Consider the following 18,639-nt stretch of genomic DNA (forward strand, 5'->3'; position numbering starts at 1 on the left):
AGGCCGGTAGGGCCTAGCCGAAGCGACCGGTGATGTAGTCCTCGGTCTTCTTCTCGTTCGGGTTGCTGAAGATCTTCTGGGTGTCGTCGTACTCGATCAGGCGGCCGGGGTCGCCGGTCTTGTCGATCGAGAAGAACCCGGTCTTGTCGCTGACCCGGGCGGCCTGCTGCATGTTGTGCGTGACGATGATGATCGTGAAGCGGTCCTTCAGCTTGAACATCAGGTCCTCGATCGCCAGCGTCGAGATCGGGTCGAGCGCCGAGCAGGGCTCGTCCATCAGCACGACCTGCGGCTCGACCGCGATGGTGCGGGCGATGCAGAGACGCTGCTGCTGGCCACCGGAGAGGCCGGCGCCGGGGCGGCCCAGCCGGTCCTTGACCTCGTTCCACAGGTTCGCCGACTTCAGCGACTGCTCGGCGGCGTCGTCGAGCACCGACTTCTTCTTGACGCCGTTGAGCTTGAGACCGGCCACCACGTTCTCGTAGATCGACATGGTCGGGAACGGGTTGGGCCGCTGGAAGACCATGCCGATCAGGCGGCGGACCGCGGTCACGTCGACGTCCGGGTCGTAGATGTTCTGCTCGTCGATCGTCAGCGAGCCCTCGATGCGGGCGTTGGGCAGCACCTCGTGCATGCGGTTGATCGACCGCAGGAAGGTGGACTTGCCGCAACCCGACGGCCCGATGAGAGCGGTGATCGTCTTGGGCTCGACCACCATCGACACGCTGTCGATCGCCTTGAACGAGCCGTAGTAGGAGGAGACGTTGCTCGCCTCGATGCGCTTGGCCATGGGGTTACCTCTTACTTGGACAGACTGTTGCGACGGGCGAGCAGCTTGGCGGCGACGGTCAGGACCAGCACGATCGCGACCAGGGTGAGCGCGGCCGTCCAGGCCCGCGCCGGGGCGTACCGCGAGGCATCGCCGGCCTGCTGGTACACGAAGAGCGACAGCGACTGCTGACCGCCGGCGAACGGGTCGAAGTTGATCGACGCGGCGCCGCCGGCGACCAGGAGCACCGGGGCCGTCTCGCCGGCCGCACGGGCCACGGCGAGCATGACACCGGTGACGATGCCGGGCAGGGCCGTGGGGATGACGACCTTGACGATCGTCTTCCACTGCGGGACGCCGAGCGCGTACGCGCCCTCGCGCAGCGGCCCGGGGACCAGGCGCAACATCTCTTCGGTGGAGCGGACGATCGTCGGCAGCATCAGCACGGTCAGCGCCAGCGAGGCGGCGAAACCGGAGAACCGCGGGGTCCCGTTGTTGAACCACGGGCTGACGATCAGCACCCAGAAGGACAGGATGAACAGACCGGCGACGATCGACGGGATACCGGTCATGACGTCGACGAAGAAGCGCACGGTGGTGGCGAACTTGCCGCGGCCGTACTCGACCAGGTAGATCGCGCCGAGCACGCCGAGCGGCACAGCCATCAGGGTGGCGATGCCGACCTGCTCCAGGGTGCCGATGATGGCGTGGTAGGCGCCACCCTCGGGGTCCCGGGCGCCGATGTTGTTCATCGACGAGCCGAAGAAGTCGCCGTCGAGGCGGCCGACGCCCTTGGACACGAGCGTCCACACCACCGAGGCCAGCGGCAGGATGGCCAGCACACAGGCGGCGTAGATGAGCGCCTTGACCATCCGGTCGCGCGCGGCGCGGTTACCCTCGATCCGGCCGGCCACGATCTGCAGCCCGGCGAGGTAGAACACCACGCCCAGAACGACGACCAGCACGTAGTTGCCGATACCGAAGCCGTACACCACCGCCGCCGCGATGGCCAGGGCGGCCACGGCGATCCCGAGGTTGACGACCACCGACATGCGCTTGGTACGGATGTTGTCCGGCGTCATGACGACGTCGGAGGACTCACGTTCGAGAAGGCTCACGCTGCACTGTCCCGGAATTCGCGCCGACGGTAGATGATCGCCCGGGCCGCCATGTTGACCACCAGGGTGATCGCGAAGAGCACGAGGCCCGAGGCGATGAGCGCGCCGCGCCCGGTCTCGTTGGCCTCGCCGAAGGCGTTGGCGATGTTGGCGGCGATCGAGTTACCGCCGTTCTCGATGACGTTGAACGAGATGTTGAAGACGATGCCCAGCGTCAGGGCCAGGGCGATCGTCTCGCCGAGGGCGCGGCCGAGACCGAGCATCACCGCGGCGATCACGCCCGGCTTGCCGTAGGGAATGACCGAGGTGCGGACCATCTCCCACTTGGTGGCGCCGAGGGCGAGCGCGGCTTCCTCGTTCATGGTCGGGGTCTGGAGGAAGACCTCACGGGACAGCGACGTGACGATCGGCAGCACCATGATCGCGAGAACCAGGCTGCCGAGCAGCACCGAGCGGCCGAACGGGCCGTCGCCGCCGAAGATCGGGATCCAGCCGAAGTATTCGTTGAGCCACGCGGAGAAGTTGCGGACCGGCTCCAGGAAGACGTCCCGGCCCCAGAGGCCGAAGACGACACTGGGCACGGCGGCCAGCAGGTCGATGATGAAGCCCAGCGGCGTGGCCAGCCGCTTGGGCGCGTAGTGCGACAGGAACAACGCGATACCGAGAGCGATCGGCACAGCGACGAGCAACGCGATGATCGAGGTCAGCACCGTGCCGAAGGCGAGGACCGCGATACCGAACCGGGGCTCGGTCTCGTTCGGGAACCACTGGTTGAAGGTCAGGAAGTTCTCGTTGTCGGCCCGGATAGCCGGCACGGCCTTGGAGATCAGGAAGACCGCGATGGCGACGATGATGACCAGCACCATCGCGCCCGCTGCCACGGAGAGGCCCCTGAAGCCGGCCTCCATGCCGAAGCGGGTCTTCTTGGGCAGGGCGCCCCCGCCGCCGAATGGGGGTTCTTCGAAGCTGCTCGGGGAAACGCCGGTGCCGGCGCCCCGGGCGTGACGTGCGGTCACACCCAGGTCGCCGGCGCTGGCGTTCTCCGAGCGGGAGGGGTTGTCACCCATCTGCTCGCTCGCTGTCGTCTCGGAGGGATTCAGTCAGTTCAGGAGATCGAGGCGACCGCGGTCTCGACCTTGCTGCGGATGGTCTCCGGCAGCGGGGCGTAGCCCAGGTCGTTCAGCGCCGTCTGACCACCGGTGCTGGAGGTGTACTTGAAGAAGGCCTGGAGCTCCTTGGCCTTCGGGCTGCCCTTGCTGCAGACGATCTCGTACGTGGTCAGGACGATCGGGTAGGCGCCGGCCGTCGTGGCGGTGTAGTCGATGCTGAGCTTCAGGTCGTTGCCGGTGCCCTCGATCTTGGCGCCCTCGATGCCCTTGCCGGCGCTCTCACCGGTGAGCTCGGTGTACTCGCCGGCACCGTTCTTGATCTTGGCCTTCTTCAGGTCGCTGTTCTCGGCGTACGAGAGCTCGACGTAGGAGATGGCGCCCGGGGTGCTCTTGACCGCGGTGGCCACACCGTCCGACTTGGCCGCGCCGGTGCCGCCCTTGGCCTTCCACGCCTTGGCGTTGCCGTAGGTCCAGTCCTGCTCGGCGGTCTTGCTCAGGTACTTGGTGAAGTTGTCGGTCGTGCCCGACTCGTCCGAACGGTGGACGGCCGTGATGGCCGCGTCCGGCAGCTTGGCGCCCGAGTTCTGCGCCGCGATCGCCGGGTCGTTCCACTTGGTGATCTTGCTGTCGAAGATCTTGGCGAGCGTCGGCGCGTCGAGCTGCAGGTTGTCGACACCCTCGGCGTTGTAGACGACCGCGATCGGGCCGACGACCATCGGCAGGTTGAGCGCGGCGCCACCGGGGCACTTGGCGTCAGCCTGCGGCTGCTCGTCCTCCTTGAGGGCGGAGTCGGAACCCGCGAAGTCGGCGGTGCCCGCGATGAACGCCTGGATGCCGGCGCCCGAGGCGGTGCCCTGGTAGTCGATCTTGGCGTCCGCGCACTGACCCTGGTAGGTCTTGATCCACTCGTCCATGGCGTTCTTCTGCGCCGACGAACCCTGGGCAGTCAGGCTGCCGGCGACACAGTTGCCGGCAGCGGCGGAAGCGTCGCTCCCACCCTCCGGCGATTCGTTGTCCGAGCCGCACGCGGCAAGCGCGAGCGTCGCAGTCAAAGCAATGCCGGCTGCCAGGTAACCGGACCGCTGGAGCTTCACAATTTTCCCTTCGGTGGTTTGCTTGCCGGCTTCAAACCGGCACCACCGAAGCTAAGAGCGCGAGGTAGCCGGTTAGCCGGGCCTAAATGAACGCGCAGTGAACACGTTGACGCCTACAGTTGGCGTTCCCCTGAGGGCGAGTTGTCCGTTGCGTGAACTGAGTGACCAGAGACGGGAATGTCCGGCATTTCCGGGCAGTGTTTACCGCCCCGTCATGCTTCCTTGTCCGGCTCGTGACCACTGAGGTGCGGCGGGTGTGGCCACCGCCACTCACCTCGGATTATGGCCGGAAGTAACTGATGTCCGTCTTGTAAACGGCAAACCCGAGGCGCCGGTAGAGGGCCACGGCCGCCGTGTTCGACTCGTCGACATAGAGGTTCGACAGCGTCAGACCCTGCCCGGCCAGATGACGCAGCCCGGCGACGCTCAGCGCGGCGCCCAGACCCCGCCGGTGACCGGCCGGGTCGACGCCCAGCACATAGATCTCGCCGATGGCCGGGTCGGCGCCGGACGACGGGTGCACCTTGGTCCAGTGAAAACCGAGCAGGGTGTCCTTGATGTCGACGGCCAGCAGGAAGCCGGCCGGGTCGAACCACGGCTCGGCCTCGCGCACCAGCAGGTCGTCCCGGGTCCAGCGGCCCTGCTCGGGATGGTGGGCGAAGGCCCGGGAGTTGACCCCCAGCCACGCGTCCTCGTCCTGACCGGGACGGAAACCGCGCACGGTGACCTCGGGCGGGAGCGGGATGTCGGGCAGGGGCTCGACCAGCGAGCGGCGCATCTGCCACAGCACGCGGACCCGCTCGAAGCCGTTCTTCTCCGCGAAGGCCCGGGCGCCGGGCTCGTCACCGTGCGCCCAGAAGCGCAGCGGCCCGCCACCGGCGGCGGCCAGCAGGGCGGTGCCGTGCCCGTGCCGGCGATAGAACGGGTGCACGAAAAGCTCGCCCGAGCCGTCCCGTTCGAGGAAGGCGTAACCCGCGAGACGATCGCCGGCATAGGACAGGAAATGCGTGTGCGCGGCGGGGCCGGTGCCCTCGCCGCGCACACGCAGCACTACGTCTTCAGATAGCGGGTAGACGCCGTCAGCCTGCTCCGCGGCGACGGCCAACGCGAGAACGTCGGCCGCCTCGGCGGCACTCAACCGGTCAAGGGAGCGGACGGTCGTCATGGTCCGACCCTAGACCGGCAGCGAAACCGGCTCGTTGTCGGGCAGCTGGCGGCCGGACGGCGGGGTCACGAACTTGTAGCCGACCTGGCGGACCGTGCCGATCATCGACTCGTACTCGGAGCCGAGCTTGGCCCGCAGACGACGGACGTGCACGTCGACCGTGCGCGTGCCGCCGAAGTAGTCGTAGCCCCAGACCTCGCGCAGCAGCTGGTCGCGCGTGAAGACGCGGCCCGGGTGCTGGGCGAGGAACTTCAGCAGCTCGAACTCCTTGTACGTCAGGTCGAGCGGGCGACCCTTGAGCTTGGCCGCGTAGGTGTCGGGGTCGATGTTGAGCTCACCGGCCCGGATCGAGCCACCGGCGCCGGCGGTCGCGTTGCTCAGGCGGCCGACAGCCAGACGCAACCGGGCCTCGACCTCGGCCGGACCCGCGCTGGCCAGGATGACGTCGTCGACACCCCAGTCGGCGTTGAGCGCGATCAGTCCGGCCTCGGTGACGACCGCCATGAGCGGGACCCCGATGCCGGTCGCGTGCAGCATGCGGCAGGTGGCGCGAGCCTCGGAAAGCTCGGAGCGGGCGTCGACCAGCACGGCGTCGGGGCTGGGCCCGGACACCAGGGTGCGGACGTCGCGGGGGGCGGTGCGTACGGAGTGGGGAAGCAGATCCAGCGCGGGCAGCACGGCGGAAGGCTCACCGGCACGTGCCGTGACCAACAGAAGGATTTCCACACTCACCTCCGTCCTTGCGGCACAAAGGCCGCTCGGGTGACTCGATGGCGTCACAATTCCGATCCGCCACCGGCGGACATTTCCCGGCGTCACCGACGGGTGGGCTGGGCTTACCTTAACCGATGCATCACCGGGAAAGCCTCGATCGTTTGGCTGAGTGATGTAGTGAACGCCCTCCCGGCGTACGAATGGCCGTTTCGTAACAGGGCTTTAACAGAGCCGGAGGAATTGGGCCACCGCGTGAGGTCTGGCACCATCGCAGGCGTGTTCCCCACCATGCCGCAGGACGAGTCCTGGGACGCCGACGCCTCCCGCGAGATCGCGAGGGCCGGCGGCAAGCGCCCGTCCGCCGGTCCGGGGGACGACACCGGCCCCGAGAAGAGCGTCGTCGAGCCCGTCGAGGAGGACGACGAGCTCGACGAGATCGAGGTCGTTCCCGTCCGCCGGGAGCTCTCGCTGGCCATCGCCGGTTTCGCCGGGCTGCTGGCGGTCGGCCTGGTGCTCGGCGCCCTGACCTCGGCTCCCGACTCCCGGCTGCCGTACGCGATCGTGCTCTTCGGGGTGCAGTTGCTCGCGTTGCTGGCCTGGGTCATGGCCCTGCACCCGCCGGCGGTGGCCACGACGGCCGGCGTCTGCGTGGCGGTCGCCCTGGTGGCCGATTATCTGGCCGTCTCCGGTACGCGGGCCGGGTTGCTGCCGCTGGTCTGGGTGACCGTAGGCGGGTTCGTCGCGGCGGTGATCGGCCAGCTGGTCCGGGCCGACGACCGCAAGCGGGTGACCGACTCCTGGCGCACCACCCTGGTGATCGTGGCCGGCGTGGTGGCCTACGCGATCCCGATCGTCCTCACCCGGCAGGAGGTCGGCACCCAGGCGCTGACCGTCTGCGCCGTGGCCGCGGGCGTGGCGCTCGTGGTCGCCCGGGCCACCGACGCGGTCTTCGCCAAGCCCCGCCTGGCTCTGCAGGTGCCGCGCGGCGCCACCGGGATCGTGCTCGGCGCGATGCTCGGCACCCTGGCCGCCGCCGCTCTGGGCAGCCGCCTGGTGCTGCCGTTCACCCCGGCCAAGGGCGCCGTCCTGGGCCTGATCGCGGTCCTGATCGCCCACCTGGTCGACCTGGCGGTGAACTTCGGGCAGGCCGACCGGCGGCTCGCCGGGGACGCCCCGACGTTCTGGGTGGCCCGGCACATGCAGGGGCCGTTGGGCGCTTTCGCCCTGCTCGCCCCGGCCACGTACGCCCTGAGCCATTGGTTCCTCACCTGAGGCGTTTCACCGGCGTCCAAGCGGGGGCATGTACGGTTCTCGGCAGTTTCGGCTCTGGGTGGGAGGACGCCGGTGAGCGGCGAGGTTTACAGCACTGAGCGCCCGCGCAAGAAGCGGCGGGGACGCCGACTGCTGATCACCCTGCTCGTCTTCCTGATCCTGCTGGCCGGCGTGCTCGTGGCGCTCGACCGGTTCGCCGCCGGGTACGCCGAGCGCATGATCGGCCAGCGCGTCTCCGAGCAGATCGCCGATCAGAAGGCGACCAGCGAGAAGCCGGTGGTCACGGTGGAGGGCATCCCGTTCCTGACCCAGGTGGTCGACGGCAAGTACCAGCAGATCCGCATCCAGCTGACCAATCTCTCCGGACCGGCCGGCAACAACCGGACCGTACGGGTGGCCGACCTGGACGTGCACGCCAACGACGTCGACGCGCCGCTCGACACGATCCGCAGCGGCACCGGTGACGTCGTCGCCCGCACGGTCACCGGCACGGGCACGATCGACTACCCGCAACTGGCCGAGCTGATCGGCCAGCCCGGTCTCAAGCTGGCCGAACGGGACGGCAAGCTGGTCGGCAGCGCGCCCGTGCAGGCGCTCGGCCAGACCTTCGACGTCTCGGGCACGGCGACGGTCGCGGTCAAGGACGGCGTGGTGCAGGTGCGCTTCTCCGACGTGACCGCCGAGGGCCTGCCCAACGTGCCGCTGATCCGCAACCTCATCGACAGCTATGTGCAGAAGCTCTCGGTCGACCTGCGGGTTCCCGAGCTGCCGCTCAAGCTGGCCGTCCAGAAGGTCGAGCCCACGCCGGACGGCCTGCGGTTCACCGCCGGAGCCGACGACGTGTCACTGAACGCGGGCGGGCTGTGATCCCGGACATGTTCCCGGATGGTGGTCGACGCTGTTACCGGCACGTGAACCGCTGGTAGGGTCCCATCTCATGAGCCCGTTGCTCACCAAGAGGCGTGCGGTCGACCTGTGCCGCATGGCCGCCTGCCTGTGTCGCCCTGTCATCTGACGGGGCCACCAGTGCTGAGCACTTTCTAGCTCTCCCCCGCCGGCAACGCAGCCGGTTTCGTGGCGCCCGTCGCACGACAGCTCGAGATCCGATTTCCCATCTCCACTGGGTCCCGCGCGCGGTGCGACACACCATCTCCGTGCGCTGACTCTCCCCCATCTCTCACCTGACAGGGAGTGAACCGATGAGTCGCGACACCGCACTCGTTTCGGCCGACTGGGCCGAGCAGAACCTCGACACCCCGGGCCTGGTCTTCGTCGAGGTCGACGAGGACACCACCGCCTACGACGGCGGCCACATCCCGGGCGCCATCCGGCTCGACTGGAAAAAGGACCTGCAGGACCCGGTCCGGCGCGACTTCGTCAACCAGGAGCAGTTCTCCGCGCTGCTGTCCGAGCGGGGCATCTCCAACGACGACACGGTGATCCTGTACGGCGGCAACAACAACTGGTTCGCGGCCTACGCGTACTGGTACTTCAAGCTCTACGGCCACGAGCAGGTCAAGCTGATCGACGGCGGCCGCAAGAAGTGGGAGCTCGACGCCCGCCCGTACACCAAGGACGTGCCGGTCCGCGAGAAGACGAGCTACCAGGCCAAGGCGCCCGACCTGTCGATCCGCGCGTTCCGCGACGAGGTCGTCGAGGCGATCGGCGTCAAGAACCTGGTCGACGTGCGCAGCCCCGACGAGTTCGCCGGTCGCCTGCTCGCCCCGGCCCACCTGCCGCAGGAGCAGTCGCAGCGCGGCGGTCACATCCCGACCGCGATCAGCGTGCCGTGGAGCAAGGCGGCCAACGAGGACGGCACCTTCAAGTCCGACGAGGAGCTCACCAAGATCTACGGTGAGGCCGGCCTGGACGGCAGCAAGGACACCATCGCCTACTGCCGCATCGGCGAGCGCTCCTCGCACACCTGGTTCGTGCTGCGCGAGCTGCTCGGCCAGCAGAACGTCAAGAACTACGACGGCTCGTGGACCGAGTACGGCTCGCTCATCGGCGTGCCGATCGCGCTCGGTGACGAACCGGGAAAGGCGTGACCTCATGACCTCCCCCAACATCGCGGCCGGATGCGCGGCCCCGGACCAGTCGGCGCCCATCCCGGCCGGCGTGGACCTCAACCGTGAGACCGTGCTGACCGGCATCGTGCGCAACGCCGAGGGCGAGCCGGTCGGCGGCGCCTACGTACGCCTGCTCGACTCGACCGGTGAGTTCACCGCCGAGGTCGTCTCGTCGCCCGAGGGCGTGTTCCGCTTCTTCGCGGCACCCGGCTCCTGGACGCTGCGCGCGCTGAGCCGCAGCGGCAACGGCGAGGCCGTCGTCGACGCCACGGTCGGCGTCAACGAGGTCGGGCTGGCCGTCACGCCGGCCTGATCGTCACTGCTTCGCTGAGGGCGGGTTCCCGGAAGGGGCCCGCCCTTTCACATGCTCGTGCCGGCCACGACCACCGCGGTCGGCGGCACCTCGGGGCGCCGCCGGGTGAGACGCCGGACGCCGGTGTTGAGCACCGCGATCAGCGGGACGGCGATCAGCGCGCCGATGATGCCGGCCAGCACCACCCCCGAGGCGATGCCGACGATCACGGCGAGCGGATGGATCGCCACCGCGCGACCCATGATCAACGGCTGGAGCACGTGGCCCTCGAGCTGCTGCACCAGGACCACCGCCCCGAGCACGACCAGGGCGATCACCCAGCCCTGGTCGACCAGCGCGACCAGCACGGCGACCGTTCCCGAGATCCCCGCGCCGATGATCGGGACGAACGCGCCCAGGAACACCAGCGCGGCCAGCGGGAACGGGAACGGGATGTCGAGGATCACCAGCGCGATGCCGATGCCGACCGCGTCGATGAAGGCGACCAGCACGGTGGCCCGTACGTAGGCGCCCAGCGTGGCCCACGAGGCGTCCCCGGCGTCGGCCAGCGACCAGCGCGCGTTCACCGGGAGCAGCCGCACGACGAAGCGCCAGATCTTGCGGCCGTCCCGCAGGAAGAAGAACGTCGAGAAGAGCACGAGCAGCGCGCCGGTCAGCACCTCGAAGACGGTCGCCGCGGTGGCGATGCCGGTCGACGTCAACGACGCGGTGTTCGAGTTGATCCAGCTCTGGGCGTTGTCGATGGCCCGGTTGACCTGGTCGTCCGACAGGTGCAGGGGGCCGGTCTTGGCCCACTCCTGGATCGTCCGGATGCCCGCGGTGGCGCCCTCGGTCAGCTGGGGCAGCCCGTTCACGAACTGGGTGATCACCAGGGTGAGCGTGCCCGCGACGGCGGCGATCCCGCAGATCAGCACGAGGAACGTGGCCAGCGACGGCGGGACGCGCCACCGGCGGAGCCAGCCGACGGCCGGCGCGAGCAGGGCCGACAGCAGCAGGGACACCGCCAGCGGGATGACCACCACGCTGATGATGCCGATGAAGCGCAGCAGCGCCCAGCCGACCAGGCCGACGACGATCAGCCGCCAGCCCCACGCGGCCGCGATCCGCAGCGAGTGCGGCACCTCGGCGTCGTCCCGGCTGCTGGTCGAATGGTGCACGTCGTCGGGCTCGGGCGGCGGCGGGGCGAAATCGACCTCGGTGTCCGGTTCCGTGCGCCGAGAATCTTCGCGAGCCAGGCGTACGGACTCGCGACCGGAGTCGTACGCCCGCCTCAGGTTCTGCCGGACTCGCTGCAAGCGGCTCAACCCGCCTACCCCCTCGCCGTCGGTGCGCCGTTAACAACCTAGTGGTGCGCGCTCCCGGCGGGGGCCCGCCACGACGAGCGGCGTACCGTCAGCAATCGTGAGTGCCGACACTCGAACCGAGAGCGCGTTGCCGATCCGCATGCTGCACGACCGTGTGCTCGTCCGGCAGGACGGGGGTGAGGGCGAACGGCGTTCGACCGCCGGCATCGTGATCCCGGCGACCGCTTCGATGGGCCGCCGGCTGTCCTGGGCCACGGCGGTCGGGGTGGGCCCCAACGTGCGCTCGATCGTCGTCGGTGACCGGGTGCTCTTCGACCCCGACGACCGCTCCGAGGTCGAGCTGCACGGCCGCGAGTACGTGTTGCTCCGCGAGCGTGACGTGCACGCCGTCGCCGCGGTCCGGGTCGAGCCAGACGGCACCGGCCTTTACCTCTGAGCCGGTCCGGATCGCCTTGGGGCGGCCGGTCACCGTACGGGTGACTACGCTGGCTCCATGGCCGACGACTCGCCGGGCGGGACAGCTCCTCCCACACCCGCTTCCCCCGCCTCCGTCGAGCCCACGGCTGCCGTGGCCACCGACGTCATGCCCGGCACCGTGCTGGCCGTGGCCGGGCGCAGGACGGGCTGGCGGCGATGGCTGCCGATCGCCGGCGTCGTCAGCTTCCTGCTGGCCGGCGCGATCGGCATGCTGCTGTTCCTGGGCGTCAACATCGGCGTCACCGGCCTGGTCATCGGCCTGACCGCCGCCGTACTGCCGGTCCCGCTGCTGGTGGCCGCCTTCCTGTGGCTCGACCGCTACGAGCCCGAGCCGATCCGCTACCTGGCGTTCTGCTTCGCCTGGGGCGCCGCGATCGCGACCGCGGTGGCGCTGCTGGTCAACACCGGCTCGGCCGTGCTGTTCGACCGGATCGGCCTGCCCGACGCGCTGGTGGCGGTGCTGGTCGCGCCGTTCATCGAGGAGCTGATGAAGGCGGCCGGCCCGCTGCTGCTCTTCTGGCGCCGGCGCGCCGAGTGGTCCGGCATCACCGACGGCATCGTCTACTGCGGTCTCTCGGCGCTCGGCTTCGCCATGGTCGAGAACGTTCTCTACCTGGGCCAGCACGGCTACGCGGCCGGCGTCGAACAGTACGGCCCGGCCACCGGCCTGCAGAACCTGTTCGCCATCTTCATCGTCCGGATCCTGTTCACCGGCTTCGCCCACCCGCTGTTCACGGCCATGACCGGCATCGGCCTGGGCCTCGCGGCCCGCTCGGGCGACCGCAAGGTGCGCTGGCTCGCGCCGATCGCCGGCCTGCTGCTCGCCATGATCCTGCACGGCACGTTCAACCTGCTGCCGACGCTCTCGGTGAGCCTGGCCCAGCCCCTGATCATGCTGTACGGCTACCTCGGCTTCATGGTCCCGCTGTTCTTCGCGGTCGTCGGCTTCGCCATCGCCCTGCGCGCCTGGGAGGGCCGGCTCACCGAGCGGGTGCTGCCGTTCTACGTGTCCACCGGCTGGTTCTCGCCGCCCGAGGTGGCCGCGCTGGGCAGCCTGGGCCGGCGATACTCGGCCCGCCAGTGGGCGCGAAGGGTGTCAGGCGACGCCGGCCAGAAGGCCATGCGGAGCTTCCAGTTCGCCGCGACCCAACTGGCCCTGCTGCGCGACGGCATGAACAGGGGCCTGGACCGCAAGCCCCGCGACGTCCAACGGGCCGCCGACGAGGAGCAGCGCCTGCTGGCCGAGATCCTCGAATACCGCGCGGTCTTCACAGCCAAGGACCCGCAGACGCCGCAGGCCTTCTGGGACGGGCGCAACTACCAGATCGCCTTCCCCGACGGCGTCACCCGCACCGTCCCCCCACCGTCCGAGCCGGTCGTGCCGTTGCCGATCCGGGTTCCCCCACCGGCGTACGCCTATGGCGGCTACCCGCAGCCCTTCAGCGCAGTGCCGGCGCCGGCCGCGAGCGCACCGCCGGGGTATCACCCGCAGGGCGGCTACCCGGGCGGCGGCGCTTACGGCTTGCCACCCGGCCAGAACGCCTGGTCCCAGCCGGGGTATGGCGGCCAGCCGGGGTACGGCGGCCAGCCGGGGTACGGCGGCCAGCCCGGATACGGCAGCCAACCGGGGTACAGCGGCCAGCCCGGATACAGCGGCCAGCCCGGATACAGCGGCCAGCCCGGATACGGCAGCCAACCGGGGTACAGCGGTCAACCGGGGTACGGCGGCCAGCCCGGATACAGCGGCCAACCGGGATACAGCGGCCAGCCCGGACACAGCGGCCAACCGGGGTACGGCAGCCAGCCCGGATACAGCGGCCAGCCCGGATACGGCAGCCAACCGGGATACAGCGGCCAGCCCGGATACAGCGGCCAGCCCGGATACAGCGTCCATCCTGGCTATGGCGCTCAGTCCGGTAACGGCTCTCAGCCCAGCTACGGCTCCCAGCCTGTTGATGGCTCTCAGCCCGGCTACGCAAACCAGCCCGGACACGGTAGCCCGGCCGGTTACAACGGACAGCCGACGCAAGACGGCCACTCTGGCCAGGGCCCTCAGCCGGGATACGGAGCCCAGCCCGGGTACGGGAGTCAGCCGGGCTATGGCGGACAGCCGGCACAGGGCCATGGCGTTCAGCCCGGATATGGCGCTCAGCCCGGACAAGGCACTCAGCCTGAAAGCGGACCTCAGCCCGGCAGCGATCAGCGCCCGAGCACGCAGCCCGGGCACGACGGGCAGCCGGGGAACGGCACGCAGCCCGGCCTCACCGCGCAGCCCGGGTACGGCGATCAGCCCGGCTTCGGCGGCCCGAGCTACGGCGCTCAGCCGACGATCGGCGCTCAACCGGGTCAGGGTGCCCAGCCCAACTACACCTATCCGGCCGACCAGGGTGGGCAGCCAGCGCCCGGCGGTGACCCCACGCCGCCGCCCTATGACTCGTCCCCGGCGGCCACCCCCGACAGCCCGCCCGGAAACGAGAACCCGCCCCAGCAATAGGCGAACCGGGGCGCACCAGAATCTTGGCGGCCGGCTCAGGCCGGAGGGCGGCTCACGCCGGCAGCCGGCTCAACCCGGTGGGCAGCTCAGGCCCGGTGGGCAGCTCAGGCCCGGTGGGCAGCTCAAGGCCGGTAGGCAGCTCAGGCCCGGTGGGCGGCTCAAGGCCCGGCGGGCAGCTCAGGCCCGGTGAGCAGCTCAGGCCCGGTGAGCAGCTCAACCCGGTGAGCAGCTCAACCCGGTGGGCACCTCAAGCCGGTGGGCACCTCAAGCCGGTGCGCGGCTCAGGCCGGAGGGCGGCTCAGGCCCGACCGGGGGGCCGGCTTGCGGCGGCTCGAGTGGGAACGGCCGACCGCCCGGCGGACCAGACGCGGCGCCTCGGCGTAGTCGACGCCGCTGGCGCGCAGGATGTCGGTGGCGGCCGTGCGGATCTGGGCGACGATCACACCGCCCGAGAAGCCGACGCCCTCCTCGTACGCCTGGCCGCACTCCGCCGCCGCCCGCAGCGCCCGCTCCCGGGCCGCGAGCGGCTCGACGCCCTTGGCCCACTCCTGGCGCAGCAGGTCGACCGCGTCGCCGAGCAGTCCCACCGAGACGGCCAGCACCTCGGGGATGGGCTCGTCGTCGCCTAGCGCGGTGTCGGCCCGTCGGCTCATCACCCGGCAGTTCCTCAGGGCGTACGTGATGTGGTCGGCACCGTCGACGTAGAGAGCGAGCGCTCCCCGGCTCCGCCACCGGGCCGGCGCGAAGGCGACGTTCTCCCGCGCGGCCGTGACCGCCGACGAGAACGCGGCGAACGTCGTCTCGGCCGCCCGCAGGTGGATCAGCGCGTCCCCGATCGTGGTGCGGTTGCGCTCGGCCATCCCGATGCCGACCCGATGCAGCCCGCCGGCCAGCGCGCGCAGGGCGGGGTCGGCGGCCCGGCGCACGACGTTGAGCGGGTTGAGCGGCAGCAGGAACGTCATCACGGCCAGCCCCACACCACCGCCGACCAGGGCGTCGAGGAACCTCGTCCAGGGCAGTCCCGTGCTCGACGTCAGCGTGGCGACCAGCACCGCCGAGGAGGCGGACTGCACGACCAGCGGCGTTCCCCCGCCGACCGCCGTGGCGATGACGACGGCGAGCAGCACGATCAGCCCGATCTGCCAGGGCCCGCTGCCGATGAGCAGGATGAGCGCGTCCCCGATGCCGATGCCGATGGCCACGCCGAGCACCAGTTCGGCCGTGCGGCGCACCCGCTGCCCGACCGACGAGGCCAGCGTGATCACGGCGGCGATCGGCGCGAAGAACGGCGAGGGCCGCCCGATCACGTCGTGAGCCAGGAACCAGGCGAGGCCCGCGGCCAGGCCGGCCTGGATCGCCAGCGCCAGCCCGTAGCGCGCCCGCCGCAGGCCCCGGCGCATACCGGTTCTCGCCCGGGCGCCCATCCGCGCGATCCGCCCCTGCGGTGCGACCTCGGTCATGACCTCAGACCCTAAAGCCTGACTCGGGCGGCAGGTCGAAGCGCGTCCCTTCGCCGTCGAGCGGCACGCCGGCGCGTTCCCTGTGCCGTCGAGCTGCCCGCGACAGTCGATCATGAAGGCGTTGTCCACAGCCCTGTGGACAAGTGGTTTCTCCGGCTGGACAAACGCGTAATCTCTCCCCACCCCCGGGCGGGTGGGCTGGCTAGGAGTCGTAGAGGCGGGGCAGGACGACGCAGGGCACGGCAGAGCGAGGGCAGGGCGAGGCAGGCAGGGCGAGGTGAGGCGGACTCGGCGCTGGGCCGGGTGGGGCTCGGTGTCAGGATTGGGGGGTGGACAATCTTGTGGGGCGGTTCCGGGAGGCTGTTCGGGCGGCTGGGGCCACGGCGGCCGACGCGGATCTCGACGCTGCCGCCGGCTATCTGATCGGGCGGTGGTCGGAGCCGCAACGGCAGTACCACACCGTCGTGCACCTGAGCGCCGTGCTCGATGTGGTCGATCGGTTCGCCGGGCTGGCGCCGCATCCGGAGCGCGTGCGGCTCGCCGCGTGGATGCATGACGCTGTCTATGACCCGCGGGCTCTCGGGGATGCCAACGAGCGGGACAGCGCCGAGTTCGCCGAGGTCCTGCTGGCCACGCTGGGGGTGCCGGACGAGACCGCGGCCGAGGTGGCGCGTCTGGTCGGCCTGACCGCGGGGCACGCCACCGGCGAGAACGATCCGGATGGCGAGCTGCTCTGCGACGCCGACCTGGCCGTGCTGGCGGGGGACGACGAGGCGTACGCGGCCTACACCGCGGCCATCCGCCGGGAGTACGCCCACGTGCCCGACGAGGACTTCCAGGCCGGCCGCGCCCAGGTGCTCAAGGCCCTGCTCGAGCTGCCGTCGATCTACCGCCTCGAGCCGCTGCGCGAGCGGTGGGAGTCGAAGGCCCGCGCCAACCTGGAACGCGAACTGAACGCCTGAGGGCTCAGGCCCGCCGCAACGGCCGGCTGAACGCCACGACGGCGCTGAGAACGCTCAAGGACCCCGCGGCGCCCGGCTGAGGAAATTCAGGGACGCCGCGACGGCCGGTTGAGGTGCTTGGGACGCCGCAGCCCGGCCGTTCGTAAGCGGGCCGCCAGCTCGCGGGACGGCAGCAGCACCGCGCCCAGCCACAGCGCACTCCGGAAACGCATGTCCGGGATGTCGTAGTGGTCCCGGTCGAAGGCGCGGCGCGGGGCGCCCAGCATCTCGGCGAAGACGTGCAGCTCGTCGTAGCTCAGGTCGCTGACCAGATGCGACCAGAGCCGTCCCCGCGCCGGCCAGAGCGGCTCGTCGACGAGGATCAAAGGTCGACTTGCAGCAGGTCGATCCCGCGGTCGGCGGCGTACCCCCGGACGTCCGGCGCGCCCAGCCGGGCCGCGTCGGCGGCGACGTCGTCGTCCATCGTCTGGCTCTGCCGCTCGGCGGTCACCCGGGCCACGTAGTGCTCGATCTCGCGCTCGCGCACCGCCCTGTCCCAGCCCAGCGCCTCGCCCATCACCTCGGCCGCGTGGATCACCGAATCGCTGCCCCGGTGCGCCGTCTCGATCGAGATGCGCAGGCGCCGGGTCAGCACGTCGTCCAGGTGAAGGGCGCCTTCGGCCAGAGCCGCGTACGCCACCTCGGCCGCAAGATACTCCGGAGCCCCGGCCAGCGGGGTGGCCAGAGCCGGATCCGCCTTGATCATCGCCAGCAGGTGGACGGACAGCGTGCCGTACCGCTCGAGGAGATGCTCGATCACCCCGGTGGTGATGCCGTGGCGCCGGGCCGTGTCCTGCCTGTCCCGCCACGCGGCGGCGTAACCGTCGGCGCCCAGCAGCGGCAACTCCGCCGTACGGGACGGGCGGTCCACCCCGAGCCGGCGCACCGCGCGGTCGATGACGTCGGCCGCCATCACCCGGTAGGTCGTGTACTTGCCCCCGGCCACCAGCAGCAGCCCGAGCATCGGCTCGACCACCGCGTGTTCCCGCGACAGCTTGGACGTGGAGTCGGCCTCACCCGAGAGCAGCGGCCGCAGCCCGGCGTACACGCCCTCGATGTCGTCGACGGTGAGCGGCCGGTCGAGCACCTCGTTGACCTGGTCGAGCAGGTATCGGATGTCGCGCGCGGACGCCGCCGGGTGGGACCGGTCGAGCTTCCAGTCGGTGTCGGTGGTGCCGATGATCCAGTGACCGCCCCACGGGATGACGAACAGCACCGAGGTGGGCGTGCGCAGGATGAGCCCGGCCTCGCCGGTGATCGCCGAGCGGGGCACCACGAGGTGGACGCCCTTGGACGCGCGCACCCGCAGGCCGGGGCGGACGCCGACGTCACGCAGCATCTGCGACATGTCGTCGCTCCACACGCCGGTGGCCGCGACCACCGTGCGCGCGCGGACCTCGAACTCCGGGGAGCCGGGCGACTCCAGGTCGCGGACCCGGACGCCGACGACCTCGCGGGCCTCGCGCACGAAGCCGACCACGCGGGCGCTGGTGACCACGGCCGCGCCCAGGCTGGCCGCCGTACGGGCCAGGTTGACCACCAGGCGGGCGTCGTCGACCTGCCCGTCGTAGTAGCGGATCGCCCCGCTGACGGCTTCGGCCCGCAGGCTCGGGAACAGGTGGCGGGCGCCGTCGCGGGTGAGGTGGCGGTGCAGCGGCATGCCCCGGCCGGGGCCGAAGACGCCGGCGAACACGTCGTACGCCGCGACGCCGAGCCCGTAGTAGGCGCGGCGGGCCACCCGGGCGGCCGGGTTGCCGGCCGGCAGGGGCACCAGGATCGGCACCGGGCGTACGAGATGGGGCGCCAGCCGGGTGGAGAGCAGGCCGCGCTCGGTGAGGGCCTCGTGCACCAGGTGCAACTCGAGTTGCTCGAGGTAGCGCAGGCCGCCGTGGATCAGCTTGCTGGAGCGGCTCGACGTGCCGGCCGCGAGGTCGCGGGCCTCGACCAGGGCCACCTTGAGGCCGCGGGAGGCCGCGTCGAGAGCGGCGCCGGCGCCGGTGACCCCGCCGCCGACGACCAGCACGTCGAACTGCTCGTCCTGCAGGCGCCGAAGGTCGGCCAGGCGACGGATCGGGGAGAGCCGGCCGGCGGTGTAACGAGAGACCATGGGTTCGCGCACCTGTCCCAGGTTAGCTCCCCGCGCCGCTCCCCAAGTCGCTCGCTGCCGCAACCGTTCCGCACTTCGCCGTCCCTAGCGTCGATAGTCCCGGACCACTGGAGTCCGGGTGTCGGCGCGAGACGGGGATGTCCATGCACGGTGCCGTTCTGCGGTCCAAAGCT

General features: G+C 70.6%; 17 protein-coding genes and 1 pseudogene. 8 read left to right on the top strand and 10 right to left on the bottom strand.

Annotated features, from left to right (window positions below):
* Positions 1-13 precede the first annotated feature (13 nt).
* The 6 genes from pstB to HJC40_RS07565 form a co-directional block, all read right to left on the bottom strand.
* Positions 14-790 carry a phosphate ABC transporter ATP-binding protein PstB gene (gene pstB / locus HJC40_RS07540; RefSeq protein ID WP_249999514.1) on the bottom strand — a complete coding sequence of 259 codons (777 nt, stop codon included), beginning with the start codon at positions 788-790 and terminating at the stop codon, positions 14-16.
* Between the two features lie 11 nt (positions 791-801).
* Positions 802-1,851 carry a phosphate ABC transporter permease PstA gene (pstA, locus tag HJC40_RS07545; RefSeq protein ID WP_249999668.1) on the bottom strand — a complete coding sequence of 350 codons (1,050 nt, stop codon included), beginning with the start codon at positions 1,849-1,851 and terminating at the stop codon, positions 802-804.
* A gap of 32 nt (positions 1,852-1,883) precedes the next feature.
* Entirely contained in the window at positions 1,884-2,954 is a 1,071-nt protein-coding gene (gene pstC / locus HJC40_RS07550) for a phosphate ABC transporter permease subunit PstC (RefSeq protein ID WP_249999516.1), read from the bottom strand.
* A gap of 38 nt (positions 2,955-2,992) precedes the next feature.
* Entirely contained in the window at positions 2,993-4,090 is a 1,098-nt protein-coding gene (gene pstS, locus HJC40_RS07555; RefSeq protein WP_249999518.1) for a phosphate ABC transporter substrate-binding protein PstS, read from the bottom strand.
* Between the two features lie 280 nt (positions 4,091-4,370).
* A complete protein-coding gene (gene mshD / locus HJC40_RS07560) occupies positions 4,371-5,255 on the bottom strand; it encodes a mycothiol synthase (RefSeq protein ID WP_249999521.1) in 885 nt (294 codons plus the stop codon).
* Positions 5,256-5,264: 9 nt separating this feature from the next.
* The gene (locus HJC40_RS07565; RefSeq protein ID WP_249999523.1) at positions 5,265-5,987 is read right to left on the bottom strand and encodes a response regulator transcription factor; all 723 of its coding nucleotides are present in this window, start codon (positions 5,985-5,987) and stop codon (positions 5,265-5,267) included.
* A 258-nt stretch (positions 5,988-6,245) separates the two neighbouring features.
* On the opposite strand from HJC40_RS07565, the gene HJC40_RS07570 reads away from it, so the two are divergent.
* The 5 genes from HJC40_RS07570 to HJC40_RS07585 all read left to right on the top strand — a co-directional run bounded on the left by HJC40_RS07570 (position 6,246) and on the right by HJC40_RS07585 (position 9,623).
* The gene (locus HJC40_RS07570) at positions 6,246-7,241 is read left to right on the top strand and encodes a hypothetical protein (RefSeq protein WP_249999525.1); all 996 of its coding nucleotides are present in this window, start codon (positions 6,246-6,248) and stop codon (positions 7,239-7,241) included.
* A gap of 72 nt (positions 7,242-7,313) precedes the next feature.
* Positions 7,314-8,108, top strand: coding sequence for a DUF2993 domain-containing protein (locus tag HJC40_RS07575; protein WP_249999527.1), 795 nt, complete (start codon positions 7,314-7,316; stop codon positions 8,106-8,108).
* A gap of 70 nt (positions 8,109-8,178) precedes the next feature.
* On the top strand, positions 8,179-8,256 hold the full coding sequence (locus HJC40_RS46565) for an Ms5788A family Cys-rich leader peptide (protein WP_322112171.1): 78 nt from the start codon (positions 8,179-8,181) through the stop codon (positions 8,254-8,256).
* A 184-nt stretch (positions 8,257-8,440) separates the two neighbouring features.
* Entirely contained in the window at positions 8,441-9,289 is an 849-nt protein-coding gene (locus HJC40_RS07580; protein WP_249999530.1) for a sulfurtransferase, read from the top strand.
* 4 nt (positions 9,290-9,293) lie between these two features.
* A complete protein-coding gene (locus HJC40_RS07585; RefSeq protein WP_249999531.1) occupies positions 9,294-9,623 on the top strand; it encodes a DUF1416 domain-containing protein in 330 nt (109 codons plus the stop codon).
* A gap of 47 nt (positions 9,624-9,670) precedes the next feature.
* Here HJC40_RS07585 and HJC40_RS07590 read toward each other — a convergent pair whose 3' ends face one another.
* Entirely contained in the window at positions 9,671-10,927 is a 1,257-nt protein-coding gene (locus HJC40_RS07590) for an AI-2E family transporter (protein WP_249999533.1), read from the bottom strand.
* Positions 10,928-11,066: 139 nt separating this feature from the next.
* On the opposite strand from HJC40_RS07590, the gene HJC40_RS07595 reads away from it, so the two are divergent.
* A complete protein-coding gene (locus HJC40_RS07595) occupies positions 11,067-11,363 on the top strand; it encodes a co-chaperone GroES (RefSeq protein WP_249999670.1) in 297 nt (98 codons plus the stop codon).
* 57 nt (positions 11,364-11,420) lie between these two features.
* A pseudogene (locus HJC40_RS07600) lies at positions 11,421-13,178 on the top strand (PrsW family glutamic-type intramembrane protease); the annotation flags it as partial.
* 1,001 nt (positions 13,179-14,179) lie between these two features.
* Here HJC40_RS07600 and HJC40_RS07605 read toward each other — a convergent pair.
* Complete coding sequence (locus HJC40_RS07605; protein WP_249999535.1) at positions 14,180-15,358, bottom strand: aromatic acid exporter family protein; 1,179 nt, start codon at positions 15,356-15,358, stop codon at positions 14,180-14,182.
* Between the two features lie 329 nt (positions 15,359-15,687).
* Here HJC40_RS07605 and HJC40_RS07610 point away from each other — a divergent pair, with 329 nt between their 5' ends.
* Positions 15,688-16,320, top strand: a complete 633-nt coding sequence (locus HJC40_RS07610; RefSeq protein WP_249999537.1) for a metal-dependent phosphohydrolase — start codon at positions 15,688-15,690, stop codon at positions 16,318-16,320.
* A gap of 86 nt (positions 16,321-16,406) precedes the next feature.
* On the opposite strand, the gene HJC40_RS07615 is transcribed toward HJC40_RS07610, so the two are convergent.
* Both HJC40_RS07615 and HJC40_RS07620 read right to left on the bottom strand, forming a co-directional pair.
* Entirely contained in the window at positions 16,407-16,685 is a 279-nt protein-coding gene (locus HJC40_RS07615; RefSeq protein ID WP_249999539.1) for a DUF4031 domain-containing protein, read from the bottom strand.
* Positions 16,682-18,478 (bottom strand): glycerol-3-phosphate dehydrogenase/oxidase, encoded by a 1,797-nt coding sequence (locus HJC40_RS07620; protein WP_249999541.1) that lies wholly within the window; start codon positions 18,476-18,478, stop codon positions 16,682-16,684. The genes HJC40_RS07615 and HJC40_RS07620 overlap by 4 nt, the downstream gene beginning before the upstream one ends.
* Positions 18,479-18,639 lie beyond the last annotated feature (161 nt).

It is taken from the genome of Actinoplanes sp. M2I2 (genome assembly GCF_023544445.1).
Lineage (GTDB): Bacteria > Actinomycetota > Actinomycetes > Mycobacteriales > Micromonosporaceae > Actinoplanes.